At 62.4% G+C, this 24,838-nt stretch carries 23 protein-coding genes and 1 pseudogene; 20 read left to right on the top strand and 4 right to left on the bottom strand.

What is annotated here, in order from left to right:
* Positions 1-230 precede the first annotated feature (230 nt).
* From PMI38_RS18120 to PMI38_RS18065, 12 genes are all read left to right on the top strand, one after another.
* Complete coding sequence (locus PMI38_RS18120) at positions 231-683, top strand: MarR family winged helix-turn-helix transcriptional regulator (RefSeq protein ID WP_008096890.1); 453 nt, start codon at positions 231-233, stop codon at positions 681-683.
* The gene (locus PMI38_RS18115; protein ID WP_008096889.1) at positions 680-2,767 is read left to right on the top strand and encodes an FUSC family protein; all 2,088 of its coding nucleotides are present in this window, start codon (positions 680-682) and stop codon (positions 2,765-2,767) included. The genes PMI38_RS18120 and PMI38_RS18115 overlap by 4 nt, the downstream gene beginning before the upstream one ends.
* Positions 2,764-2,976, top strand: a complete 213-nt coding sequence (locus PMI38_RS18110) for a DUF1656 domain-containing protein (protein ID WP_008096887.1) — start codon at positions 2,764-2,766, stop codon at positions 2,974-2,976. The genes PMI38_RS18115 and PMI38_RS18110 overlap by 4 nt, the downstream gene beginning before the upstream one ends.
* Positions 2,973-3,848, top strand: coding sequence for an efflux RND transporter periplasmic adaptor subunit (locus PMI38_RS18105; protein ID WP_008096885.1), 876 nt, complete (start codon positions 2,973-2,975; stop codon positions 3,846-3,848). The genes PMI38_RS18110 and PMI38_RS18105 overlap by 4 nt, the downstream gene beginning before the upstream one ends.
* Positions 3,845-5,263: an efflux transporter outer membrane subunit gene (locus PMI38_RS18100; RefSeq protein ID WP_008096883.1), complete on the top strand. Its 1,419-nt coding sequence runs from the start codon at positions 3,845-3,847 to the stop codon at positions 5,261-5,263. Before PMI38_RS18105 ends, PMI38_RS18100 begins: the two co-directional genes overlap by 4 nt.
* A gap of 366 nt (positions 5,264-5,629) precedes the next feature.
* Complete coding sequence (locus PMI38_RS18095; protein WP_008096881.1) at positions 5,630-5,956, top strand: type II toxin-antitoxin system RelE/ParE family toxin; 327 nt, start codon at positions 5,630-5,632, stop codon at positions 5,954-5,956.
* Positions 5,957-6,026: 70 nt separating this feature from the next.
* Entirely contained in the window at positions 6,027-6,311 is a 285-nt protein-coding gene (locus tag PMI38_RS18090) for a helix-turn-helix domain-containing protein (protein ID WP_008096879.1), read from the top strand.
* A 389-nt stretch (positions 6,312-6,700) separates the two neighbouring features.
* Entirely contained in the window at positions 6,701-6,979 is a 279-nt protein-coding gene (locus PMI38_RS18085; protein WP_008096877.1) for a hypothetical protein, read from the top strand.
* The gene (locus PMI38_RS18080) at positions 6,972-7,217 is read left to right on the top strand and encodes a DUF3077 domain-containing protein (RefSeq protein WP_008096875.1); all 246 of its coding nucleotides are present in this window, start codon (positions 6,972-6,974) and stop codon (positions 7,215-7,217) included. Before PMI38_RS18085 ends, PMI38_RS18080 begins: the two co-directional genes overlap by 8 nt.
* Before the next feature lie 171 nt (positions 7,218-7,388).
* Complete coding sequence (locus PMI38_RS26710) at positions 7,389-8,369, top strand: RHS repeat-associated core domain-containing protein (protein ID WP_008096873.1); 981 nt, start codon at positions 7,389-7,391, stop codon at positions 8,367-8,369.
* A 116-nt stretch (positions 8,370-8,485) separates the two neighbouring features.
* Positions 8,486-10,414: an FTR1 family protein gene (locus PMI38_RS18070; protein ID WP_043273890.1), complete on the top strand. Its 1,929-nt coding sequence runs from the start codon at positions 8,486-8,488 to the stop codon at positions 10,412-10,414.
* Between the two features lie 178 nt (positions 10,415-10,592).
* Positions 10,593-11,045, top strand: coding sequence for a YaiI/YqxD family protein (locus PMI38_RS18065; RefSeq protein WP_008096868.1), 453 nt, complete (start codon positions 10,593-10,595; stop codon positions 11,043-11,045).
* Here the strand turns inward: PMI38_RS18065 and elbB are convergent, their stop codons facing one another.
* Positions 11,046-11,711 carry an isoprenoid biosynthesis glyoxalase ElbB gene (elbB, locus tag PMI38_RS18060; RefSeq protein WP_008096866.1) on the bottom strand — a complete coding sequence of 222 codons (666 nt, stop codon included), beginning with the start codon at positions 11,709-11,711 and terminating at the stop codon, positions 11,046-11,048. It lies immediately after the preceding gene.
* Between the two features lie 113 nt (positions 11,712-11,824).
* On the opposite strand from elbB, the pseudogene PMI38_RS27565 reads away from it, so the two are divergent.
* A pseudogene (locus PMI38_RS27565) lies at positions 11,825-12,451 on the top strand (sterol desaturase family protein); the annotation flags it as partial.
* A gap of 501 nt (positions 12,452-12,952) precedes the next feature.
* On the opposite strand, the gene PMI38_RS26705 reads toward PMI38_RS27565, so the two are convergent.
* On the bottom strand, positions 12,953-13,597 hold the full coding sequence (locus tag PMI38_RS26705) for a DedA family protein (protein ID WP_008096862.1): 645 nt from the start codon (positions 13,595-13,597) through the stop codon (positions 12,953-12,955).
* 216 nt (positions 13,598-13,813) lie between these two features.
* On the opposite strand from PMI38_RS26705, the gene ppk1 reads away from it, so the two are divergent.
* Positions 13,814-16,045 (top strand): polyphosphate kinase 1, encoded by a 2,232-nt coding sequence (gene ppk1, locus PMI38_RS18045; RefSeq protein WP_008096860.1) that lies wholly within the window; start codon positions 13,814-13,816, stop codon positions 16,043-16,045.
* On the opposite strand, the gene ppx is transcribed toward ppk1, so the two are convergent.
* Positions 16,032-17,534: an exopolyphosphatase gene (gene ppx / locus PMI38_RS18040; protein WP_008096859.1), complete on the bottom strand. Its 1,503-nt coding sequence runs from the start codon at positions 17,532-17,534 to the stop codon at positions 16,032-16,034. The two genes, ppk1 and ppx, sit on opposite strands and share 14 nt — an antisense overlap.
* Positions 17,535-17,777: 243 nt before the next feature.
* Between ppx and trxA the strand changes: the two genes are divergently transcribed.
* The 5 genes from trxA to PMI38_RS18015 all read left to right on the top strand — a co-directional run bounded on the left by trxA (position 17,778) and on the right by PMI38_RS18015 (position 23,127).
* Positions 17,778-18,107: a thioredoxin TrxA gene (gene trxA / locus PMI38_RS18035; RefSeq protein WP_008096856.1), complete on the top strand. Its 330-nt coding sequence runs from the start codon at positions 17,778-17,780 to the stop codon at positions 18,105-18,107.
* Positions 18,108-18,333: 226 nt separating this feature from the next.
* On the top strand, positions 18,334-19,593 hold the full coding sequence (gene rho, locus PMI38_RS18030; protein ID WP_003253661.1) for a transcription termination factor Rho: 1,260 nt from the start codon (positions 18,334-18,336) through the stop codon (positions 19,591-19,593).
* 201 nt (positions 19,594-19,794) lie between these two features.
* Positions 19,795-21,261, top strand: coding sequence for a 4-hydroxy-3-polyprenylbenzoate decarboxylase (gene ubiD, locus PMI38_RS18025; RefSeq protein ID WP_008096851.1), 1,467 nt, complete (start codon positions 19,795-19,797; stop codon positions 21,259-21,261).
* A complete protein-coding gene (locus tag PMI38_RS18020; RefSeq protein WP_008096848.1) occupies positions 21,261-22,229 on the top strand; it encodes a CDP-6-deoxy-delta-3,4-glucoseen reductase in 969 nt (322 codons plus the stop codon). Before ubiD ends, PMI38_RS18020 begins: the two co-directional genes overlap by 1 nt.
* A gap of 247 nt (positions 22,230-22,476) precedes the next feature.
* Complete coding sequence (locus PMI38_RS18015) at positions 22,477-23,127, top strand: gamma-glutamylcyclotransferase (protein ID WP_008096847.1); 651 nt, start codon at positions 22,477-22,479, stop codon at positions 23,125-23,127.
* 51 nt (positions 23,128-23,178) lie between these two features.
* Here the strand turns inward: PMI38_RS18015 and PMI38_RS18010 are convergent, their stop codons facing one another.
* Positions 23,179-24,156 carry an NADPH:quinone oxidoreductase family protein gene (locus PMI38_RS18010; RefSeq protein ID WP_008096845.1) on the bottom strand — a complete coding sequence of 326 codons (978 nt, stop codon included), beginning with the start codon at positions 24,154-24,156 and terminating at the stop codon, positions 23,179-23,181.
* Positions 24,157-24,313: 157 nt separating this feature from the next.
* On the opposite strand from PMI38_RS18010, the gene PMI38_RS18005 reads away from it, so the two are divergent.
* The gene (locus tag PMI38_RS18005; protein WP_008096843.1) at positions 24,314-24,718 is read left to right on the top strand and encodes a flagellar basal body-associated protein FliL; all 405 of its coding nucleotides are present in this window, start codon (positions 24,314-24,316) and stop codon (positions 24,716-24,718) included.
* Positions 24,719-24,838 lie beyond the last annotated feature (120 nt).

The raw sequence follows: 24,838 nt of genomic DNA, 5'->3' as shown, positions 1-24,838 counted from the left end.
ACCCCTGTAGCTATGGAGAAAAAGCTGAAAGCTGCAGCATGAAACCTAAACCGGTGTCCAAAAATAGTTGACCAGTTCAGCTTGCCGGCGATAGGGCCGGTAAAGCCACCCTGTCCCTCGACATGAACAACAATTCATCCATTCCCTCCGTCGCCCCCGGTTGACGACAGGGGGAGGGCAAGGCGTATATTGATAGTTAGCAAACTATGAATATCCTTGGTTCCCCCCACATGACCCTTGACTCCCTGCGCCTGCAAGTCAGCACCGGCATGGTCGTTGCCGCCCGCCACTGGCGGCGGATCTGCCATTCGGCCCTGACCAGCTACGGCATTTCCGAGGCCTGTGCCGCGCCGCTGCTGATGATCGTGCGCCTGGGCGATGGCGTGCACCAGGTGGCCGTGGCCCAGGCCGCCGGCCTGGAAAGCCCGTCGCTGGTGCGCCTGCTCGACCAGCTGTGCAAGGCCGGCCTGGTGTGCCGCAGCGAGGACCCACTGGACCGCCGCGCCAAGGCCCTGAGCCTGACCGCCGAAGGCCGTAGTCTGGCCGTCGCCATCGAAGCGGAGCTGGTGCGGTTGCGCCACGACGTGCTGCAAGGTATCGACGAGGCCGACCTGCAGGCCACCCTACGCGTGCTGCGTGCCTTCGAAGCCGCCGGCCTGGGCACGGCGGGCGGGGTGGCATGAACGGTTTCTTCAGCTCGGTGCCACCCGCCCGCGACTGGTTCTACGGTGTGCGTACCTTTGCCGCGTCGATGATCGCGTTGTACATCGCCCTGCTCATGCAGCTGCCGCGCCCGTACTGGGCGATGGCGACCGTTTACATCGTCTCCAGCCCGTTTGTCGGGCCGACCAGTTCCAAGGCCCTGTATCGCGCCATGGGCACGCTGCTCGGTGCGGGCGGGGCGATCTTCCTGGTGCCGCCGCTGGTGCAGTCGCCGTTGCTGCTGACGGTGGCCATTGCCCTGTGGACCGGCACCTTGCTGTACCTGTCGCTGAACCTGCGCACGGCCAACAACTACGTACTGATGCTGGCGGGCTACACCCTGCCGATGATTGCCCTGGCGGTGGTCGACAACCCGTTGGCGGTATTCGACGTGGCCTCCTCACGGGCCCAGGAAATCTGCCTGGGCATCGTCTGCGCGGCGGTGGTGGGCGCGATTTTCTGGCCGCGGCGCCTGGCCCCGGTGGTGGTTGGCGCTACCGGTAGCTGGTTCACCGAGGCGATCCGCTACAGCGATACCTACCTGGCCCGCGATGTGGCCGCCGACAAAGTGGGCAGCATGCGCGGCACGATGGTCGCCACCTTCAACTCGCTGGAGTTGATGATCGGCCAGCTGGGCCATGAAGGCGCCGGCCCGCACACCCTGAAGAACGCCCGCGAGCTGCGTGGCCGGATGATTCACCTGCTGCCGGTGATCGATGCCCTCGACGACGCCCTGGTCGCCCTCGAAGGCCGCGCCCCGGCGCAGTTCGCCCAGTTGCAGCCGGTGCTGGACGCGGCGCGCGAATGGCTTGCAGGCACCGCCGAGCATGCCTCGGTGGCGCGCTGGACGGCACTGCACGAGCACATCGACCGCCTGCAGCCGGGCGCTGCCGCCCTTGACCAGCGTGCCGAGCTGCTGCTGTCCAATGCGCTGTACCGTCTGACCGAATGGGTCGACCTGTGGCAGGACTGCTGCACCCTGCAGCACTTCCTGCGCACCGACGACGCCAAGGCTTGGCGCCCGGTTTACCGGCACTGGCGACTGGGCCGCCTGACGGCATTTTTCGACCGCGGCCTGATGCTCTATTCGGTGGCGTCCACGGTGCTGGCGATCATCGTCGCCTGTGGCCTGTGGATCGGCCTGGGCTGGCACGACGGCGCCAGCGCGGTGATCCTCGCCGCCGTGTCGTGCAGCTTCTTCGCCGCCATGGACGACCCGGCGCCGCAGATCTATCGGTTCTTCTTCTGGACGCTGATGTCGGTCATCTTCTCCAGCCTGTACCTGTTCCTGGTGCTGCCGAACCTGCATGACTTCCCGATGCTGGTGCTGGCTTTCGCCGTGCCGTTCATCTGCATCGGCACCCTGACCGTGCAGCCGCGCTTCTACCTGGGCACCTTGCTGACCATCGTCAACACCTCGACCTTCATCAGCATCCAGGGCGCCTACGACGCGGACTTCTTCACCTTCCTCAACTCCAACCTGGCCGGGCCGGTCGGGCTGTTGTTCGCTTTCATCTGGACCTTGGTGATGCGCCCGTTCGGCGTGGAGCTGGCGGCCAAGCGCATGACCCGTTTCCTTTGGCGCGACATCGTCGAAATGACCGCGCCGGCCACCCTGGCCGAGCACCGCCAGGTTGGCGTGCAGATGCTCGACCGCCTGATGCAGCACCTGCCGCGCCTGTCGCAGACCGGCCAGGACAGCGGCGTGGCCCTGCGCGACGTGCGCGTAGGCCTGACCCTGCTCGACCTGCTGGCCTACCAGCCGCGTGCCGGCACCCAGGCCCGTGAACGCCTGCAAACGGTGATCGAGGAAGTCGGCAGCCACTACGCGGCCTGCCTGCGCGCCGGCGAACGCCTGCATGCGCCCGCCGCGCTGCTGCGCAACATGGAGCGTGCGCGCCAGGCGCTGAACCTGGATGAACTGTACGAACGCGGCGATGCCCGCACCCACCTGCTGCACGCCCTGAGCGGCCTGCGCCTGGCGTTGTTGCCAGGTGTCGAAGTGATGCTCGAGCCTGCCGAACAACCGCAACTGCCCCCTGGGCTGGACGGAGCGCCCCTGTGATCGGTGAACTGGATATCAGCGGGGTGTTCCTGCCCACGCTGCTGGTGATGATGGTCTGCACCTACCTGCTGTTCCTCGGGGTGCACGCCGTGCTGGTGCGCCTGCATTTCTACCGCCTGGTCTGGCACCGGGCGCTGTTCAACGTTGCTTTGTATGCCGTGCTGCTTGGCGCGGTGGACCACTTTTGCCGAAGCCTGATGCTGCCATGAAAAAACCTTTGTTGACCCTGGGCCGTGTGGTCCTGACCTTGCTGGTAGTGACCTTCGCCGCCGTGCTCGTGTGGCAGATGGTGGTGTATTACATGTTCGCCCCCTGGACCCGCGACGGGCATATCCGCGCCGATGTGATCCAGATCGCCCCGGATGTTTCCGGCCTGATCCAGAAAGTCGAAGTGCGCGACAACCAGACCGTCAAGCGCGGCGATGTGCTGTTCACCATCGACCAGGACCGCTTCACCCTGGCCCTGCGCCATGCCAAGGCCACCCTTGGCGAGCGCCAGGAAACCCTGGCCCAGGCCTCCCGCGAGGCGCAGCGCAACCGCAAGCTGGGCAACCTGGTGGCGGCGGAGCAACTGGAAGAGAGCCAGTCCCGCGAGTCGCGTGCCCGCTCGGCGGTCAGCGAGGCCCAGGTGGCGGTCGACTCCGCACAGCTCAATCTCGACCGTTCGGTGGTGCGCAGCCCGGTGGATGGCTACCTCAACGACCGTGCGCCGCGTAACCACGAGTTCGTCACCGCTGGCCGCCCGGTGCTGTCGGTGGTCGACAGTGCTTCGTACCACGTCGATGGCTACTTCGAAGAAACCAAGCTGGGCGGCATTCAGATCGGCGATGCCGTGGACATCCGCGTGATGGGCGACAACACCCGCCTGCGCGGCCATGTGCAGAGCTTCGCCGCCGGTATCGAAGACCGCGACCGCAGCAGCGGCGCCAACCTGCTGCCCAACGTCAACCCGGCATTCAGCTGGGTGCGGCTGGCCCAGCGGATCCCGGTGCGTATCGCCTTCGACGAAGTGCCGCAGGACTTCCGCATGATCGCCGGGCGTACCGCCACGGTCTCGATCATCGAGGGGCAGCATCCATGAAACAGCTGATCCTGGCTGGCTTTTGCCTGTCTCTGGGGGCCTGCATGATGGTCGGCCCCGACTACGAAGTGCCGAAGGATGCGGCGGTGCAGCGCAACGACCTCAACGGCTCGCTGCGTCAGGATGCCGATAGCGTGGTGTCGGCGCCGGTGCCCGAGGACTGGTGGCAGCTGTATCAGGATCAGCGCCTCAACGAGCTGGTACGCCAGGCGCTGAGTGCCAACACCGAGTTGCGCGTGGCCGCAGCCAACATCGCCAAGGCCCGTGCCCAGGTCGAAGTGGCCGAGTCGCAGGGTGGCTTCAATGGCGGTATCAAGGCCGGCGCCCAGCGTTTGCAGGAGTCGGGCGAAGCCTTCCTGCTGCCTGAGAAGGTGCCGGTGGCCAACATCGGCGAGGCGATCATCAGCGCTTCGTACCAGTTCGACCTGTGGGGCACCTTCAAGCGTGGCACCGAAGCGGCCCAGGCCAATGCCGATGCCGTGCAGGCTGCTGCCGACACCGCGCGCATCACCCTGGTGGCGGATGTGGTCAAGGCTTATACGCAAGTGTGCTCGGCCAACGAGGAATACCACATCGCCCGTGAGTCGCTCGACCTGCAGGAGCAGAGCGTGCAGCTCAACCAGCGCCTGCGCGATGCTGGCCGCGGCGATGAAACCCAGGTCACCCGCTCGCAGACCCAGTTCAAGTCGTTGCGCGCCGAGTTGCCGCGCTTCAAGGCCGAGCGCGAGACCGGCATGTATACCCTGGCGGCGCTGCTGGCCAAGCCGGTCGAGCAGCTGCCTGCCGGTACTGCCGATTGCGCCGAGCTGCCGCATTTGAATCAACTGGTTCCCGTTGGCGATGGCGCCGCGTTGCTCAAGCGCCGCCCCGACGTACGCCAGGCCGAACGCCAGCTGGCGGCGGCTACGGCGACTATTGGCGTGGCCACGGGTGCGCTGTACCCGGATATCAGCATCGGCGCCCAGGTGGGCACCATCGGCATCCTGGAAAACCTCGGCGATCCATCGACCAACCGCTGGGGCTTTGGCCCGCAGATCAGCTGGACCATCCCCACCAACGGCACCCGTGCCCGTATTCGCATGGCCGAGGCTTCGACTCAGGCCGCGCTGGCGCATTTTGACGGCGTGGTCCTGAACGCCGTACGCGAGACCCAGACCCGGCTTGCGCAGTACAGCGCCTTGCTGGACCGGCGTGACGCGCTGGCCGAGGCGGAGCAGTCGGCGAAGGAAGCGGCGGACCAGACGCACCGGTATTACCAGGCAGGGCGTGAGTCGTTCCTGGCGGACTTGCAGGCGACGCGGACGTATACCGATGTGCGTGCGCAGTTGGCGGCAGCCAATAGCCAGGTGGCGCTTGGGCAGATTGGGGTGTTCTTGGCGCTGGGTGGTGGCTGGAAGGATCCTTCCAAGCCTTGAGATCTTCTCACTGTGGCAGCGCAATAGCCTGTGGTGCCACGGTGCGATGAATCCTACCTCCCGTGTCTAAATCCGCCATCTAGTCACGGATTCACCTGAGGAATAATGTCCCGGTGCCGTCATTTCCTGGCGCGTTGGCTCACTATTGCTTTCCATCTGTTCGATCAATCTCGGTTCGGCCGACGGCCGATTCTGTACTTGAGGTTATATCGGTTTCGATATATTTTGACTCTGCAGATTCCTCCGGTCTGTAACCGATCCAGGTGAAACGACGGCTCGCGCAACGTGACAACACACAGGGGAAAGGGTGGGTCATGAAAAGCCAGTACATCGAGCGTCTGGGTCGAAGGTGGAGGAGCATGCAGGATGCGAGACGATCAGAAACCTATCGAATGGGTAGGTACAAGCAAGGAAGACCTACGTAGTTTCCCCCCGGTGGCACGGCAGCGCGCTGGGTATCAGCTGGATTTGATCCAGGATGGGGAGGAGCCCACGGACTGGAAGCCGATGGAAAGCGTGGGGCACGGCGTACGGGAAATCCGCATCAAGTGCAAAGACGGGGCTTTTCGCGTTTTTTATGTAGTGAGTCGACCGGAAGCTATCTACGTTCTGCATGCGTTTCGAAAGACTACTGAAAAGACGGAAAAGCGCGACATTGATGTGGCTAGAGCGCGGTTCAGGTCCTTGGACTAGGCCGTTTTTCGCTCGGTCCTGCTCAATGTATCTACTCACGTGATGTTGTTGTTAAGAGAGGGGTTCAACAATGGCAAACGAACGCTCTACTTCAGCATGGGATGCGTTGATTGACTCGCCTGAAGAAGCCGAAAACCTTCGGCTGCGCTCCAAGCTGATGCGTGTGCTGACCAGGGAGGTGCGTTCCTGGGACATCCCGCAGAAGGAGGCAGCACGACGTCTGCATGTCACTCAACCGCGTTTGAGCGAACTGCTCAATGGCAAGATTGACAAGTTTTCCCTGGATGCACTGGTGAACTTGCTGGGTAACGCAGATTTGGAAGTGGATTTCACGGTGAAAGAAAAAGCTGCGTAACGCGTGCGGCGAATCACTGACGGGCTGGCCTTTTGGCTGGCCCGTGTTGTTTTGAGTGGAGGCAGGCTCAACGGTCGTAGGACATTTCCGAATCTGAAACCGAATGCTTCAGTTCTAGTTCTCTGTCGAATTATCCTACGGCACCTGTCGGAAGGTGCTGTCTTGGCTGGAAAGTGTTCCCGGAATACTGTCCTTGGGGTCGCCGCGCAAGGCGATCGGGCGTGAGACACCCGGCTGGTTACAGGTAGCACCGCTCTATGGCGGTCGTGCGTGGGCAGGCTTCGGTCTGGCCGGGTTCCTGTACCCCGGGTCTCACCCCATGCACGACTGCCACCCAAATCCGTGAGACGAGGAGGAAGGCAGAACATTTCCAGTACAGGAGATCCGCCATGAAAAAGCTCGTCCCTGATCCACCCGCCTACCTTCTCGCACTCGACGTGCCTGCCGTTACCCTCGCAACTCCGCCCGCCCCGATGGAACGCGATCTGCTGGTGAGCGCACTGACCCTCACCCTCGTTCAAACCGCCAACGTGCTTATCGACAGCCCTCCAGGCCTGCGCCGCGATGCCATGGGCATGAGCATGCGCGTCATGTGCGCTGTGCTCAACGCCGTCATGGATCACCCTGGCCTGAAAGCACTTGAGAACAGGAGCGAGGTCAGTGAGTGAGCCAAACGACGCTTCAACCGCAGGCGTGGAAACCTTCGACCTGTTCCGCCTGAATCCCGATGTTCCCTTCGGTCATGCCTTCTCGCAGCTGTCGGTGCTGCTCGGCTGCATCCGCCACCTCACCACCGAAGCAGAGATGGAAAATGACCGCGTCGCTGGCAGTGCGGCGCGGATTCTCAGCGAGATGGCCAAGGCGTTGATCGATGATCTGGAGCGGGGGATGAACAAGGCGCACTAACCTTTTGTAGGCAATGGCAGGCAGTGAGTGACTGTACTCCTGCTTGCCCTTTGCCCTTTGGCCGCTCAGAAGAGAGTAATACGGCATACCCTGCAACTGATATTACTGCCAGTTTCTCCGCCCGTATGAACCTGTCACGCTGTTTGAAATTGCGAGCGAATAGGAGTTTCTATGGAAAACTCACGGAGCAGAACGTCAGCGTCTTCTGAGAAACGATTTTACCGGCATAATCAACTGGTGACGGTGATTGGAGCGCTTAGCGTCCGTTCGCTATTCAAGGGCGAAGCGGGCGACCTGGCACAAGTTGGAAGTGGGGAAGCGTCAGGCACGACACTTTTGTTTTTAGGGCCGATGCGAACCATTATGGGTGGAGCGACTGCACTGAACCATGAGGCGCTTCACTACAGTCCATATGGGATTAGCTATCCACAATTACCCATCTTGCCGGGATTCAACGGGCAACCCCGTGAAGCCCTGACGGGTTGGTATTTCCTAGGTAACGGGGTTCGTATCTACAGCCCCGCTCTGATGCGGTTTTTAAGTCCGGATCGGTTGAGTCCCTTTGATCAGGGCGGGATCAATTGCTATGCGTATGTTGCCGGTGATCCTGTGAATTATACGGACCCCACCGGCCATGTTAAACAGTTCAAGTTCAGTGGTCCCGGGCGTCTGCTGGGGAAGAAGACGTTGTTTTTCAAGAACAAGGAAAATGGCAAGCTGATCGGTAATCTGGAAATTCATGGTGATGAAGGGCTTGCCTCTTTTGATGGGCGTACCGTTAATGGCAAGCAGCTGAAGTCCGAGTTGGTGGCGAAGCAGGTTGATCTTGACGACCTTGATGGTTTTAGACTTATTGCCTGTTTGTCTGGTGATGGCGACCCCTCGTTGGCACAGCAATTTGCGGACGCATCAGGTTTGCCGACAATAGGGTTCAAAGGGCGTGTGTATCCAACAGATAATAGGCATAAATTGATTAGCAAGAACTCGGATGCTGTAAATATTGTTGATTACAATATCGCTCACGAGAACACATTCAAGAAGTCTCATCCGGAATATAAGCATTTCGCATATGATGAACACCTTTTTGAGCCTCAAAAAGTTGTCGCGCAAGTCGGGCGCAAAGGTAAAAACATTAGGGGGCGACATAGCTAGTGTAAGGCTGGAGCAGCCAATGGTTGGTCGGTCCAGCACTTTGTGAGCTAGGCCGTCTCCGGCTTTTTCATGAAATCCGCTGATGGCCCTTGAGGGAAAGGCAGTGGAAGTGAACAATGTTCTCTTTCGTATTTCCTTCGAGATTGGCCATGAATTCCCGTTCCCGTCTGCTTGCCTGGTTGCTATGGCCCATGCTGGCGCTGTGCAGCACCGTGGTGCTGGCCGAATCCCCTGCCGAGGCCGGCAAGGCCCTGCACCTGCTCGATTACATCGGCGCCGACTACCCGCCGACCGTGCGCGACGGCAAGGTGATCGACGATGGCGAATACCGCGAGCAACAAGAGTTCAGCGCGGTATTGGCGGATCTGGTCAAAGGACTGCCTGCGAATGCCGAGCAAAACGCGTTGGAGCAGGGCGTCCAAGCGCTGCGCCAGGCCATCGACCAACGCCAGGACGGTGCCGCAGTCGCCAGGCAGGCTCGCCAGCTGGGCGCGCGACTTGCGGTAGCCTACGAGGTCAGCCAGGCCCCGGTGATCACCCCGGACCCGGCCCGTGGCGCTTCGCTGTATGCGCAGAATTGCTCGATCTGCCACGGTGACACCGGCGCGGGCGACGGTCCGGCAGGCGTGGGCCTGGAGCCCGCACCGGCCGACCTGCGCAAGATCGAGCGCCTTGACCAGCTGAGCCTGTTCGACCTCTACAACACGATCAACCTGGGCATCGACGGCACCGAGATGCCGTCTTTCGCCGATCAGCTCGATGACCGCCAGCGTTGGGACGTGGCCGCCTACATCGCCAGCTTCACCGCCGACCCGCAGGCGGCCAAGGGCGACAAGACCTGGAACCTGGCCGACCTGGCCCGGCAGACCCCGGCCGAAGTCGCTGCCAACGAAGGCGCCGCAGCCGTACCGGCATTCCGCGCCCAGCGTGCCCAGCCGCCGCAGGTCAAGCGGGGCCCGGCGCAGCTGCTCGAATACACCGCCAGCACCCTGGAGAAGAGCCTGGCCGCCTACCGCGCAGGCGACCACGACCAGGCCTACGACCTCTCGGTGGCCGCCTACCTGGAAGGCTTCGAGCTGGTGGAAAGCTCGCTGGACAACATCGACACCCAAGCGCGCAAGGACACCGAAAAGTCCTTGATGGCCTACCGCCAGTCACTGCAGGACGGCTTGCCGGTCGCCCAGGCCGAACAGCGCCTGGCCGAAGCCAAGGTCAAGCTTGACCAAGCCTCCAAGCTGCTGGGCAGCGATGGCCTGAGCTGGTCGCTGAGCTACATTTCCGGCTTGTTGATCCTGCTGCGCGAGGGCCTTGAAGCCATTCTGGTACTGGCCGCGATCCTGGCCTTCCTGCGTAACACCGGCCAGCAGTCGGCGGTACGCAGCGTCAATGTCGGCTGGGGCCTGGCGCTGGTCGCAGGCTTCGCCACCTGGGCGCTGGCTGCCTATGTGATCGACGTCGGTGGCGCCCAGCGTGAACTGCTGGAAGGCTGCACGGCGCTGTTCGCGTCGGTGATGGTGCTGTGGTTGGGCGTATGGATGCACGACCGCCGCCACGCCGCGGCCTGGCAGGACTACATCAAGAGCAGCCTGGTCAGCGGGGGCGGGCGCTTCGGCTTTGCCGTGCTGGCGTTCTTCTCGGTGTACCGCGAGCTGTTCGAGGTGATCCTGTTCTATGAAACCCTGTGGCTGCAGGCCGGGCCTGCCGGGCATCAGGCGGTGCTGGCCGGTGGTGCCACGGCGCTGGTGCTGCTGGTCGGGTTGGCCTGGGTGATTTTGCGCGGCTCGGCGAAACTGCCGCTGGCGTTGTTCTTCAGCATTAACGCAGCCTTGCTGTGCGCGCTCTCGGTGGTGTTCGCCGGGCATGGCGTGAAGGCGCTGCAGGAAGCGGGTGTGCTGGGCACGCGGCCGGTGGCGTTCTTCGAGTTCGACTGGCTGGGAATTCATGCCGATGCGTACTCGCTGGCGGCACAGGCGGTGGCGTTGCTGGCTATTTTGGTGCTCTATGGGCGTAGTCGGCTGGCCGAGAAGCGCCGGGCTGCCGTTTAGGTGTTGATGCTGCTGGCCTCTTCGCGGGGCAAGCCCGCTCCCACAGGATCGCCACAGGCCTTAGGCTCAGGGGTGTTCCTGTGGGAGCAGGATCGCCAGAGGCCTTAGGCTCATAGGTGTTCCTGTGGGAGCGGGCTTGTCCCGCGAAGAGGCCGGCTCTGACAGAAGAGATTGCTACATGCGCATATGGATCGACGCCGACGCCTGCCCCAAGGCAGCCAAGGACCTGATCGTCAAATTCGCCCTCAAGCGCAAGCTGGAGGTCATCATGGTGGCCGGCCAGGCCGTGGCCAAGCCCGCCTTCGCCGTGGTGCGGCTGATCGTGGTGCCCAGCGGCATGGACGCTGCCGACGATTACCTGGTCGAGCACGCCGAACCCGGCGAGCTGGTGATCTGCAGCGACGTTCCGCTGGCCGACCGCTTGATCAAGAAGGGCGTTGCTGCGCTGGACCCGCGTGGGCGCGAGTTCGACGAGCGCAACATGGGCGAGCGCCTGGCGGTACGCAACCTGTTCACCGAACTGCGCGAGCAGGGGCAGGTCGGGGGCGGGCAGGCGCCCTATGGCGAACGCGAGAAACAGGCGTTCGCCAATGCGCTGGATCGTATCCTCACCCGCCTGGCCAAGGGCTGATCACTCACCCTCGTGGGTCAGCTCCAGCACTCGGTCCACCAGCTTGTAGATGCCACCGGCCGCTTCACTGATCGACTTGGCGACCATGTAGGCAGGGGTGGTCACCAGCTTGCGCTGGGTGTCTTCGACAATGTCATGCACATCACATTCTTCATGGGTAGCACCCATCTTGACCATGGCGGCAGCGGTCCCGGCATCGTTGCCAATGGTGCAGACCACGCCCGGCCCATAGATCTTCGCCGCCAGCGCTGGCGAAATGCAGATCAGGCCGACCGGCTTGCAGGCCACGGCAAAGGCTTCGGCCAGGGCCAGCACATCCGGGTTCACGGTGCACTTGGCGCCATCCACGGCGAAGCTCGACAGGTTTTTCGCCGCGCCGAAACCACCGGGCACGATCAGCGCATCGAAGTCCTCGGCCCTGGCTTCACGGATATCCTTCACCTCGCCACGGGCAATGCGCGCCGACTCCACCAGCACGTTGCGCGATTCAGGCATCTCTTCACCGGTCAGGTGGTCGATCACATGCAGCTGCGCGATATTCGGCGCAAAGCACTGTACCTGTGCACCGCGCTGGTCGAGGCGCAGCAGGGTGATCACGCTTTCATGGATTTCGGCGCCGTCGTACACGCCACAGCCGGAAAGAATCACCGCTACTTTTTTCGTCATGCTCATTACTCCATTTTCGAGGCACTAAATGTCCTCTAGTTTGGCAGATGTGGCCATAGGGATTCGCGCGGGCGCATCCTAATCTCAGTGGATAACCTTCGAGGCTACCCTCCATGGACCTTATTCTGCTGGCCGTGCCGTTCTTCTTCGTGCTGATAGCGGTGGAGCTGATCGCCGACCGTGTCCGCGGCCAGCGCAATTTCACCGTTGCCGATTCGATCAACAGCTTGAGCACGGGGGTGCTTTCCACCAGCACGGGGCTGTTGACCAAAGGGGTAGGGCTGCTGACCTATGCACTGGCCTGGGAGCACCTGGCGCTTCTGCGTTTGCCGGAGCAGGCCTGGTGGGTGTGGCTGCTGGCGTTCGTGCTGTATGACCTGTGCTACTACTGGCTGCACCGCCTGGGGCATGAACGCAACGTACTCTGGGCCGCTCATTCGGTGCATCACCAGAGTGAGGAATACAACCTCACCACCGCCCTGCGCCAGACCAGCAGCGGTTTTATCTTTTCGTGGATCTTCTACCTGCCGCTGGCGCTGATCGGCGTGCCGCCGGTGGTGTTCATCACGGTGGCGTCGTTGAACCTGCTCTACCAGTTCTGGGTACATACCCGCCATATTCCCAAGCTGGGCTGGCTTGAATGGGTGCTGATCACACCGTCCAATCATCGCGTCCACCATGCGCAGAATCCTGCTTACTTGGATCGCAACTACGGCGGGGTGTTCATTCTCTGGGATCGCCTGTTTGGCACCTTCAAGGAAGAGGATCCGGCCGAGCCGGTGGTGTTTGGCGTGACCACGCCGCTGGCGAGCTGGAACCCGCTGTGGGCCAACCTGCAGTTCTATGCACAGCTCTGGGACGATGCCCGGCGCACCCGACGCTTGCGGGACAAACTGCGTATCTGGTTCATGCCCACCGGTTGGCGCCCGGCGGATGTCGCTGGGCGTTATCCACAGGCCAAGCAGAACCTGGCGTTGTTCCGAAAGTTCGAGATTGCCTTGGGGCGCGCGCAGCAGGTGTACGTGGCCGCACAGTTCGTGGCCTACGTGGCGTTGGGCAGTTACTTGATGGACGTTGCCGAGCAGGTGCCGAGCGCCGCCCTGGTGCTGGGCTGGTCGGTGACGGCGTTTGGCCTGTTCGTGCTGGGTGCGGCCCTGGAGAACCGGCCGTGGGCAGTGCGCCTGGAGCTGGCGCGCCTGCTGTCGAATGCGCCGGCGTTGTACCTGGCCGGCGCGTCTGGCTTAGTGCTGGTCACGCCCCTGGCGTGGTTCCTGCTCGGGGCTTACAGCCTTGTCAGCCTCTGGGCTCTGGCCTTCTGCCGCCGCTTTGCGCTCCGCGCGCAGGGTGCGGAAGCGCCGGCGCAACCAGAGCAGGCCACCCAGCAGCAACAGGCCGCCGAGCACCCATAGCTCGTACTTCTTCACGTTGCCCAGCATGCCTTCGAGGATGGCGCCGAAGTGGTACGCGGCCGCGCCCAGGGCCAATGCCCAGACGGCCGCACCGATACCGTTGAGCAGCAGATAGCGCCGTGGTGGGTAGCCGGACAGGCCAATGGCCACGGGCATCACCGTGCGCAGGCCGTAGACGAAGCGAAAACTCAGCACCCAGATGTCCGGGTGGCGGCGGATGTGTTCCAGCGCTCGGTCGCCCATGGCCTGCCAGCGCGGTCTGCGCGCGAGGATGGCGCGGCCGTGGCGACGGCCCATGAAGTACCACAGCTGGTCGCCGGCATAACTGCCGAAGAACGCTACGACCACCACCAGGCTGATGTCCATGTAGCCGCGGAATGCGAGGAATCCCGCAAGCACCAGGATGGTCTCGCCTTCGAAGAAGGTGCCGAGAAAAAGGGCAAAGTAGCCGAAATCCTGCAGGAATTGTTGAAGCATTTTCTGAGGTGCTGGCGAAATGAACGCGCAGCCTACCCCTTCGCGCGCTTTCGTGAAAGTGTCCAAATGTGTCTCGACGTGAACAATTCCTACACGGACAATGCCTTCGGCCGCAAGTCATGGGCTTGCCTCAAGGTGTAACACAGGCGTCATAATGGCCGCTTATCGTCCCGCTCAATTGATGATAGGGCGTTAACGTCCTCCAGGAACGTCCAGATGAATAATGAAGTGCTAACCCCTGTCGCGATCAAGGATGCCCAGGCCGTCCCCGAAGAAATGGTGCAGACCCCGCCAGACCTGCCCGAGGCCCCGGAGCCCGTGGTCGAGGCGGTTGTGCCTGCCCCTGCGCCGAGCCCTGCCATCGCCATTCCGAGCCTGGACGACAGCAGCCTGTACATTCATCGCGAACTGTCGCAGCTGCAGTTCAACATTCGCGTGCTGGAGCAGGCACTGGATGAATCCTATCCACTGCTCGAGCGCCTGAAGTTCCTGCTGATCTTCTCCAGCAACCTGGACGAGTTCTTCGAGATCCGTGTCGCGGGCCTGAAGAAGCAGATCACGTTTGCCCGTGAACAGGCTGGCGCCGATGGCCTGCAGCCGCACCAGGCGCTGGCACGCATCAGCGAACTGGTGCACATCGAAGTGGAGCGTCAGTACGCGATCCTCAACGACGTGCTGCTGCCGGAGCTGGAAAAACACGCCATTCGTTTCATCCGTCGTCGTTACTGGACACCCAAGCTCAAGACCTGGGTGCGTCGCTATTTCCGCGACGAGATTGCACCGATCATCACGCCGATCGGCCTCGACCCGACCCACCCGTTCCCGTTGCTGGTGAACAAGAGCCTCAACTTCATCGTCGAGCTTGAAGGTGTCGACGCCTTCGGCCGCGATTCGGGCCTGGCGATCATCCCGGCGCCGCGTCTGCTGCCACGGGTCATCCGCGTGCCGGAAGAGGTAGGCGGTGCCGGCGACAACTACGTGTTCCTGTCGTCGATGATCCACGCCCACGCCGATGACCTGTTCCAGGGCATGAAGGTCAAGGGTTGCTACCAGTTCCGCCTGACCCGTAACGCCGACCTGTCGCTGGATTCCGAAGAGGTCGACGACCTTGCCCGGGCCCTGCGCGGCGAACTGTTCTCGCGCCGTTACGGCGACGCCGTGCGCCTGGAAGTGGCCGACACCTGCCCGAAACACCTGTCCGATTACCTGCTCAAGCAGTTCAGCCTGAGCGAGAGCGAGTTGTACCAGGTCAACGGCCCGGTCAACCTGACCCGCCTGTTCAGCATCACCGGGCTCGATAGCCACCCGGAGCTGCAGTACACGCCGTTCACCCCGGCGATTCCCAAGCTGTTGGTGAATGCCGACAACATCTTCAGCGTGATCAGCAAGCAGGACATCCTGCTGATGCACCCGTTCGAGTCGTTCACCCCGGTGATCGACCTGCTGCGCCAGGCCGCCAAGGACCCGCACGTGCTCGCCGTGCGCCAGACCCTGTACCGCTCCGGCGCCAACTCGGAGATCGTCGACGCCCTGGTGGACGCGGCGCGTAACGGCAAGGAAGTCACCGCGGTGATCGAGTTGCGTGCGCGGTTCGACGAAGAGTCCAACCTGCAGATGGCCAGCCGCCTGCAAGCTGCCGGCGCGGTGGTGATCTACGGTGTGGTCGGCTTCAAGACCCACGCCAAGATGATGCTGATCCTGCGCCGTGAACAAGGCGAGATCGTCCGCTATGCGCACCTGGGCACCGGCAACTACCACGCTGGCAACGCTCGCCTGTACACCGACTACAGCCTGCTGACCTCCGACGACGCCCTCACCGAGGACGTCGGCAAGCTGTTCAGCCAGCTGATCGGCATGGGCAAGACGCTGCGCATGAAGAAGCTGCTGCACGCGCCGTTCACCCTGAAGAAGGGCATGCTCGACATGATCGCCCGGGAGACCCAGTTCGCCCTGGAAGGCAAGCCTGCGCATATCATCGCCAAGTTCAACTCGCTGACCGATGCCAAGATCATCAAGGCCCTGTACAAGGCCAGTCAGTCGGGGGTGAAGATCGACCTGGTGGTGCGCGGCATGTGCTGTCTGCGTCCCGGTATCCCGGGGGTGTCGCACAACATTCAGGTGCGCTCGATCATCGGCCGGTTCCTGGAGCACACGCGGGTGTTCTACTTCCTCAATGGCGGCGAAGAGCAGATCTACCTGTCGAGCGCCGACTGGATGGAGCGCAACCTCGACAAGCGCGTCGAGACTTGCTTCCCGGTGGAGGGCAAGAAGCTGTTGCTGCGGGTGAAGAAGGAGCTCGAAGGCTACCTGACCGACAACACCCATGCCTGGACCCTGCAGCCCGACGGACGCTACGTGCGCAGCAGCCCGACCGGCAACCAGAACCCGCGCAGTGCTCAGGCGACCTTGCTGGAGCGCCTGAGCCTGCCGGTGCTCAACGTACGCTGAGGACGAAATTGACCCGGGTCAGCCACTCCGCCTCGTTGGCGAAGTCGGCCTGGGTCAGTTGGTTCTGCTCCAGCCAGCCTTCCGGGAAGGCGACGTCGAGGCTGTTGTCGGCCGCCAGAAGCTGCACCTTGGGCATCTCTTGGGTGCCACGGATGTGGTGGAACAGGATGGCGAAACGCAGCAGCACGCACAGGCGCAGCAGTTTCACGCCTTCATCGCCCAGGTCGGCGAACCTGTCCTTGGGAATATTGCGGCGGTGGCCACGCACCAGCAGGGCCATCATCTGCTGGTCTTCGCGGGAGAAGCCTGACAGGTCGGAGTGCTCGATCAGGTAGGCGCCGTGCTTGTGGTAGTGGTAATGGGCAATATCCAGGCCGATTTCATGGATTTTCGCCGACCAGCCCAGCAGATCGCGCCAGTTTCCTTCTTCAAGATCCCACGCCTTGGCCACCTGGTCGAACGCATGCAAGGCCTTGCGCTCGACGCGCGCGGCCTGGCCCTGGTCGACGTGGTAGCGCTCCATCAGCGAGTTCAAGGTGCGTTCGCGCACGTCTTCGTGGTGATGGCGGCCGAGCAGGTCGAACAGCACACCTTCGCGCAGGGCGCCGTCGCAGTGGTCCATGCGCTGCAGTTCCAGCGCGTCGAAGATCGCTTCGAGAATCGCCAGGCCGGCCGGGAAGATGGTGCGACGGTCCGGCTTGATGCCGTCGAAGTCGATCTTGTCGACCTCGCCGAGCTTGAACAGCTTGCGCTTGACCCAGGCCAGGCCTTCGGCGGTGACCTCGCCATTGCCCAGGCCGCCGGCCTTGATCGCGGCGCCAATGGCGCGGATGGTCCCGGACGAGCCGATGGCTTCGTCCCAGGTCAGGCGGTGCAGGGCGTTCTCGATGCTCATCAGCTCAAGGCGCGCGGCGGTGTAGGCCTGGGCGTAGCGCGCCGGGGTGATCTTGCCATCGCGGAAGTAGCGCTGGGTGAAGCTGACGCAACCCATCTGCAGGCTTTCGCGCAGCAGCGGCTCGAAGCGCTGGCCGATGATGAACTCCGTACTGCCGCCACCGATGTCGGCGACCAGGCGTTTGCCCGGGGTGTCGGCCAGGGTGTGGGATACGCCCAGGTAGATCAGGCGCGCTTCTTCACGGCCGGAAATCACTTCCACTGGGTGGCCCAGGATGGCTTCGGCGCGCTGGATGAATTCGTTGCGGTTACGCGCTTCGCGCAGGGCGTTGGTGCCGACGATGCGCACGGCGCCTGCGGGCATGCCGTTGATCAGCTGGGCAAAGCGCTTGAGGCACTCGAGCCCCCGTTCCATGGCTTCTTCGCTGAGCATGCGCGATTCGTCGATGCCGGCGGCCAGCTGAACCTTTTCGCCGAGGCGCTCGAGAATCCGTATCTCGGTGTGGTGGGCCTTGGCCACGACCATGTGAAAACTGTTGGAGCCAAGGTCGATGGCGGCGATCAGAGACAGGTTCTTCGCTGTAGTATGCGGCATGATCTGAGTGTTCTCGGTCGTTAACCCGGCAATCGTGCCACGATCCTTGGCTGTCGCCAACGCGCGGTACGCCAAGGGTTGATGCAAGGCAATGTGCCATTCGATGCTATGACACTTGTGTGACGGTTTGGATTCGAGGCGTCTTGCACAACTATAGTTACACTCAATCGTCCGTGACTTCCTGTAGGGCCTGGGTGCGGCTATCATGGGCCACGTTTTTTGCTTACGACCCTGGAGATATCCATGAGCAGCGATCTGATCAAACACGTCACCGACGCCACCTTCGAGACCGAAGTCCTGCAGGCTCAAGGCCCGGTGCTGGTCGACTACTGGGCTGAATGGTGCGGCCCATGCAAGATGATCGCGCCAGTACTGGACGACATCGCCTCCACCTACGAGGGCAAACTGACCGTCGCCAAGCTGAACATCGACGACAACCAGGAAACCCCGGCCAAGCACGGCGTGCGTGGCATCCCGACGCTGATGCTGTTCAAGAACGGCAACGTCGAGGCCACCAAGGTCGGCGCCCTGTCCAAGTCGCAGCTGGCCGCGTTCCTCGACGCCCACCTGTGATGTGAAAAAGCCCCGCAAATGCGGGGCTTTCTTTTTTAACCCACTAGACGTCGAAAAAAGCAAGTGTTACATTCGACCTCGCACTGCTTCTCCAGTGCCCTCTGCATGCCGTCGCCGAAGCATCCCTAATTCGAATCAGTACGCGATCCTGTCGCCATCTAGCGGCGCGGCCTCATTAAGCCAACGCTTAATTCTCCCTTCCTTACATGATTACGTCATTCCCCTTATGAACCTGACTGAACTCAAGCAAAAGCCGATTACCGATCTTTTGGAAATGGCCGAACAGATGGGCATCGAAAACATGGCCCGTTCGCGCAAACAGGACGTGATTTTCGCCCTGCTGAAAAAGCATGCGAAGAGCGGCGAAGAGATCTCGGGTGACGGCGTGCTGGAGATTCTCCAGGATGGTTTCGGTTTCCTGCGTTCTGCTGATGCGTCCTACCTGGCCGGCCCCGACGATATCTACGTCTCGCCGAGCCAGATCCGCCGCTTCAACCTGCGTACTGGCGACACCATCGTCGGCAAGATCCGCCCACCGAAGGAAGGGGAGCGTTACTTCGCCCTGCTGAAGGTCGACACCATCAACTTCGACCGCCCGGAAAACGCGAAGAACAAGATCCTGTTCGAAAACCTGACGCCGCTGTTCCCGAACAAGCGCTTGAAGATGGAAGCCGGTAACGGCTCCACCGAAGACTTGACCGGTCGCGTCATCGACCTGTGCGCACCGATCGGCAAAGGCCAGCGTGGCCTGATCGTCGCCCCGCCGAAAGCGGGTAAAACGATCATGCTGCAGAACATCGCGGCGAACATCACCCGTAACAACCCCGAGTGCCACCTGATCGTTCTGCTGATCGACGAGCGCCCGGAAGAAGTGACCGAAATGCAGCGCACCGTGCGCGGCGAAGTGGTCGCCTCGACCTTCGACGAGCCGCCGACCCGCCACGTGCAGGTTGCCGAGATGGTCATCGAGAAGGCCAAGCGTCTGGTCGAGCACAAGAAGGATGTGGTCATCCTGCTCGACTCCATCACCCGTCTGGCGCGTGCCTACAACACCGTGATCCCGAGCTCCGGCAAGGTACTGACCGGTGGTGTCGACGCCCACGCCCTGGAGAAGCCGAAGCGCTTCTTCGGCGCCGCGCGTAACATCGAAGAAGGCGGTTCGCTGACCATCATCGCCACCGCGCTGGTGGAAACCGGCTCGAAGATGGACGAAGTGATCTACGAAGAGTTCAAGGGTACCGGCAACATGGAGCTGCCCCTGGACCGTCGCATCGCTGAAAAGCGTGTGTTCCCGGCCATCAACATCAACCGCTCCGGCACCCGCCGCGAAGAGCTGCTGACCGCTGATGACGAACTGCAGCGCATGTGGATTCTGCGCAAGCTGCTGCACCCGATGGACGAGATCGCCGCCATCGAGTTCCTGGTCGACAAGCTCAAGCAGACCAAGACCAACGACGAGTTCTTCCTGTCCATGAAGCGCAAGTAAGCGCTTCCGACCGGAATTGATTGGGGCTGCTTCGCAGCCCATCGCTGGCAAGCCAGCTCCCACAGGGTCCTTGGTGATCTTTGTGGGAGCTGGCTGGCCAGCGATGGGGCGCGAAGCGGCCCCAAGTCATTTTTGGCCATTGGGCCCTGAACGGCGCTACACTCTGCACCCCGACCGATACGGCCAACACGAGGCACATGCATGCAGTATCGCGATTTGCGCGACTTCATCCGTGGCCTGGAGCAGCGCGGCGAACTCAAGCGCATCCAGGTTCCGATTTCCCCTGTTCTGGAAATGACCGAGGTCTGCGACCGCACGCTGCGCGCCAAGGGCCCGGCGTTGCTGTTCGAAAAGCCCACGGGCTTCGACATTCCGGTACTGGGCAACCTGTTCGGCACCCCGGAGCGGGTGGCCATGGGCATGGGCGCCGAGTCGGTCGATGAATTGCGTGAAATCGGCAAGCTGCTGGCCTTCCTCAAGGAGCCAGAGCCGCCGAAAGGTCTGAAGGACGCCTGGTCCAAGCTGCCGATCTTCAAGAAGGTCGTGTCGATGGCGCCGAAGGTGGTCAAGGACGCGGTGTGCCAGGAAATCGTGGTCGAGGGCGATGACGTCGACCTTGGCCAGCTGCCGATCCAGCATTGCTGGCCGGGCGACGTGGCGCCGCTGATCACCTGGGGCCTGACGGTCACCCGTGGCCCGAACAAGGACCGCCAGAACCTGGGCATCTATCGCCAGCAGGTGATCGGCCGCAACAAGGTCATCATGCGCTGGCTGAGCCACCGTGGCGGCGCGCTGGATTACCGCGAATGGTGCGAGAAGCATCCTGGTCAGCCATTCCCGGTCGCCGTGGCCCTGGGCGCTGACCCGGCCACCATCCTCGGCGCGGTGACGCCAGTACCGGATACCCTGTCCGAATACGCGTTCGCCGGCCTGCTGCGCGGCAACCGCACCGAGCTGGTCAAGTGCCGTGGCAGCAACCTGCAGGTCCCTGCCACCGCTGAAATCATCCTCGAAGGCGTGATTCACCCGGGCGAAATGGCACCCGAAGGCCCGTATGGCGACCACACCGGTTACTACAATGAAGTGGACAGCTTCCCGGTGTTCACCGTCGAGCGCATCACCCATCGGCAAAAGCCGATCTACCACAGTACCTACACTGGGCGACCGCCAGATGAGCCGGCGATCCTCGGCGTTGCGCTGAACGAAGTGTTCGTGCCGATCCTGCAGAAGCAGTTCCCGGAAATCGTCGATTTCTACCTGCCGCCGGAAGGCTGTTCCTACCGCATGGCGGTGGTGACCATCAAGAAGCAGTACCCAGGCCACGCCAAGCGCGTCATGCTGGGTGTGTGGTCGTTCCTGAGACAGTTCATGTACACGAAGTTCGTTATCGTTACCGATGACGATATCAACGCCCGCGACTGGAACGATGTGATCTGGGCCATCACCACGCGCATGGACCCCAAGCGTGATACGGTGATGATCGACAACACGCCAATCGACTACCTGGACTTCGCGTCGCCGGTATCGGGGCTGGGGTCGAAGATGGGCCTGGACGCCACGCACAAGTGGCCGGGCGAGACTACACGCGAATGGGGCAGGGTCATCGTCAAGGACGAGGCCGTCACCCGCCGTATCGATGAGCTGTGGGATCAGTTGGGAATAGATTGATGCAGGTAACGTTGCAGCCGTCCGGGGCGGTGCTGGCGCTCGAACCCGGGGAACGGATCCTGGAAGGTGCGCGGCGGCTGGGCTATGACTGCCCGAGCAGCTGTCGCAATGGCAACTGCCATGTCTGCGCCGCGTTGTTGGTCGAAGGCCGTGTTCGTCAGGAAGGTGAGGTCCGCGACCACGGCGAGCTGTTCACCTGCATTGCCGAACCGCTGGAGGACTGCGTCTTGCTCTGGGATGGTGTGCTGGCCCTGGGTGAACTGCCGGTGCGCAAGCTGGCGTGCAGCGTCACCGAGTGCGTCGAGGTTGGCGGCGATGTCTGGCGCGTGCGCCTGCGCGCGCCAGCGGGCAAGCCACTGCGCTATCACGCCGGGCAGTATCTGATGATCGAGCGCGAGGGCGGCAAGCAGGCTGCCTTCTCCCTGGCCTCGGCGCCCCATGGCGGGCGTGACCTGGAGCTGCACGTGCTGTGCCGCGAAGACAGCGCCCAGCAGTTGCTGGCGCAGTTGAAGCGTGATGGCATTGCCCGCATCGAGATGCCGTTCGGTGACGCGCACCTGGCCGAGTTGCCCGAGGGGCCGCTGGTGCTGATTGCTGCGGGCACTGGCATGGGCCAGATGCACAGCCTGGTCGAGCACTGCCGCGCCCAGGGCTTCAAGTACCCGGTGCACCTCTACTGGGGTGTGCGCCGTCCCGAGGACTTCTACACCATCGAACACTGGGACGAATGGCAGCGCCTGCCGAACCTGTTCCTGCACAAGGTGGTCAGCGACCTGTGTGGCTGGGAAGGCCGTTGCGGCCTGCTGCACGAGGCGGTTTGCGAAGACGTCGCGGACCTCAATGCTGTTCACGTCTATGCCAGCGGTTCCCCCAACATGGTCTACGCGACCCTCGATGCGCTGGTGGAGAAGGGCATGGATGCGCACCGAATGCGCGCCGATGTGTTTGCCTACGCGCCACGCGGTTAATAACCGAAGTTCTTGTTAGTGGGTATAAGGCGGTAATTGTTACCGCCTTGGCCAATAACTATCGCGCAACTTGGAACAATGCTCTCCAATCGTCGGAAGTTTGCGTAAAACTTTACTGGCAGGGCTTGAGCACTGGCGTGTTTGTATCCTAAGGTAAATGCATGCACCCATGCTGTGGCGGCGCAAGCCCCGCCACGTAGCGGTTCTCGCTCTATGCATAGTTCACGGGGATTAATGGCGGCAGCTTATGTCGGCACTTGAAAGTTTGTCCTGGGAAGTTTCATACCCTCCGGCGCTCGATTTCGGCCAACAACTGACTCACGAGCAACTGTTCAATTCCATGCAGTCGACCATGTCGCGGCATCAGGGTGGGCCGGTGTGGTTGTTCGCTTATGGTTCGCTGATCTGGCGCCCGGAGTGCAACTCCGTGGAGCGTCAGCGGGCGCGAGTGCATGGTTATCACCGTGGGCTGTACCTGTGGTCGCACGAGCATCGTGGCACACCAGAGACGCCGGGCCTGGTATTTGGCCTGGATCGCGGCGGTTCCTGCAGCGGGTTTGCCTATCGTCTCGATGAAAGCAATCTGGACGAGTCGCTGATGGCCCTGTGGCAGCGGGAGATGCCGTACCCGGCCTATCGGCCGCATTGGCTCAGTTGCCGGTTGAGCGATGGGAGCAAGGTGCAGGCCTTGGGCTTTGTGCTTGAGCGGCATCTGCCGTGCTATGCCGGCAACCTGCCGGATACCCTGCTCCGCCAGATTCTGGCCAGCGCCAAGGGGCGGTATGGCACTACCCGTGACTATGTCGAACAGACGTTGAATGCGCTGCGCAGCCACCAGATGCCGGATCGCAACCTCGAGGCGCGGTTCAGGCGCTGCCATAACCTGCGCGAGGTCTGACTCAGCCTGTTCCGGCCCTATCGCCGGCGTGAACAACCTCAACCAAAAGCCCTACCTGGCCAGCACCACCAACTTCCCCACAGCCTTGCGCTGCCCCAGCTGTTCGATCGCTGCCCCCGCCTCAGCCAGTGGATAAGTCTTCGACACCAGTGGCTTGAGCTTGCCCTCGGCATGCCAGGCAAACAGTTGCCTGAAGTTGGCCGCATTATCCTGCGGCTGGCGCTGTGCAAACGCGCCCCAGAACACCCCTAGCACCGCAGCGCCCTTGAGCAGCACCAGGTTTGCCGCCATCTTCGGGATCGTCCCGCTGGCAAACCCGACCACCAGCAACCGGCCATTCCACGCCAGGCCGCGCACTGCCTGGTCAAACAGCTCGCCACCGACCGGGTCGTAGATCACATCCACACCTTGGCCACCGGTCAGGCGCTTGATTTCGTCCTTGAGGCTGGCCTGACTGTAGTCGATCAGTTCGTCGGCGCCCGCTGCCTTGGCCACGGCAAGTTTTTCTGCACTACTGGCTGCGGCAATGACCTTGGCGCCCATCGCCTTGCCGATCTCCACCGCCGCCAGCCCAACGCCGCCGGATGCACCGAGCACCAGCAGGGTTTCCCCAGGCTGAAGCTGGCCACGCTGGCTGAGCGCATGCATCGAAGTCCCATAGGTCATGCCGAAGGCGGCGGCGGTGGGGAAGTCCATGCTCGCGGGGATCGGCAGCACGTTGTAGAACGGCACCGCCACCTGTTCGGCGAACGCTCCCCAACCGGTCAGGGCCATTACCCGGTCACCCACCTTGAAGGCCCCGGCCTTGTCACCGACGGCGGCGACCACCCCTGCGGCCTCGCCACCTGGCGAAAACGGCAACGGCGGCTGGAACTGGTATTTGCCTTCGATGATCAAGGTGTCGGGGAAGTTGACCCCGGCTGCCTGGACGTCGAGCAGGACCTCGTTGACCTTCGGCACCGGGCTGGCCACCTCTTCCAGAACCAGGTTGCGTGCCGGACCCAGGGTTTTGCACAACACAGCTTTCATCGGGGCTATTCCTTTGCGTGTAGTGGCCGATAAGTGTAGGAGGGTCGTTTGCCGGGTCAACGAGCATGCCCCGCCTTGATGGCCCGGCATAAGGCCGGGCTTGGGTTTCAGAGGTGTGCTGGGTAAGCTGGCGCCCATCGTGTTGAGGAGCGAATTCGTGAAAGCGTGGATGTTGATGGTGCTGGCCCTGATGCTGCCGGCGGCGGCGATGGCCGAGGAAGCCAAAGAAGGAGCGCCCAAGGTCTCCTACATCAGCCTGAGCCCGCCCTTTGTCGGCAACTACGCCCTCGATGGTGGTCCTAGACTGCGGGTGTACAAGGCCGACGTGGCCCTGCGCGTGACTGGCGATACCGCCGCCGCCGCGGTGAAACACCACGAGCCGCTGATTCGCAATCAGCTGGTGGCACTGTTTGCCCAGCAATCCGTGGATAACCTGGGCAACGTCGATGCCAAGGAGAAGCTGCGCCAGGAAGCGTTGAAGCAGGTGCAGCAGGTGATGGAGGCGGAAGAGGGCAAGCCGATTGTCGAGGATCTGCTGTTCAATAACCTGATTGTGCAGTGATGGTTTTTTGAAGTGTTCGCCACAAGCATTGCGGTGCGATTGAGATCGAGCGCCGCCCGCGCGGCGCATCGCGAGCAAGCTCGCTCCTACATTTGTTGCAACGTGCCACGGTCTGTCAGG

It is taken from the genome of Pseudomonas sp. GM84, assembly GCF_000282535.1.
Lineage (GTDB): Bacteria > Pseudomonadota > Gammaproteobacteria > Pseudomonadales > Pseudomonadaceae > Aquipseudomonas.
Note: the sequence above shows the minus strand (reverse complement) of the source record. Positions and strands in the feature narration are given on the sequence as shown.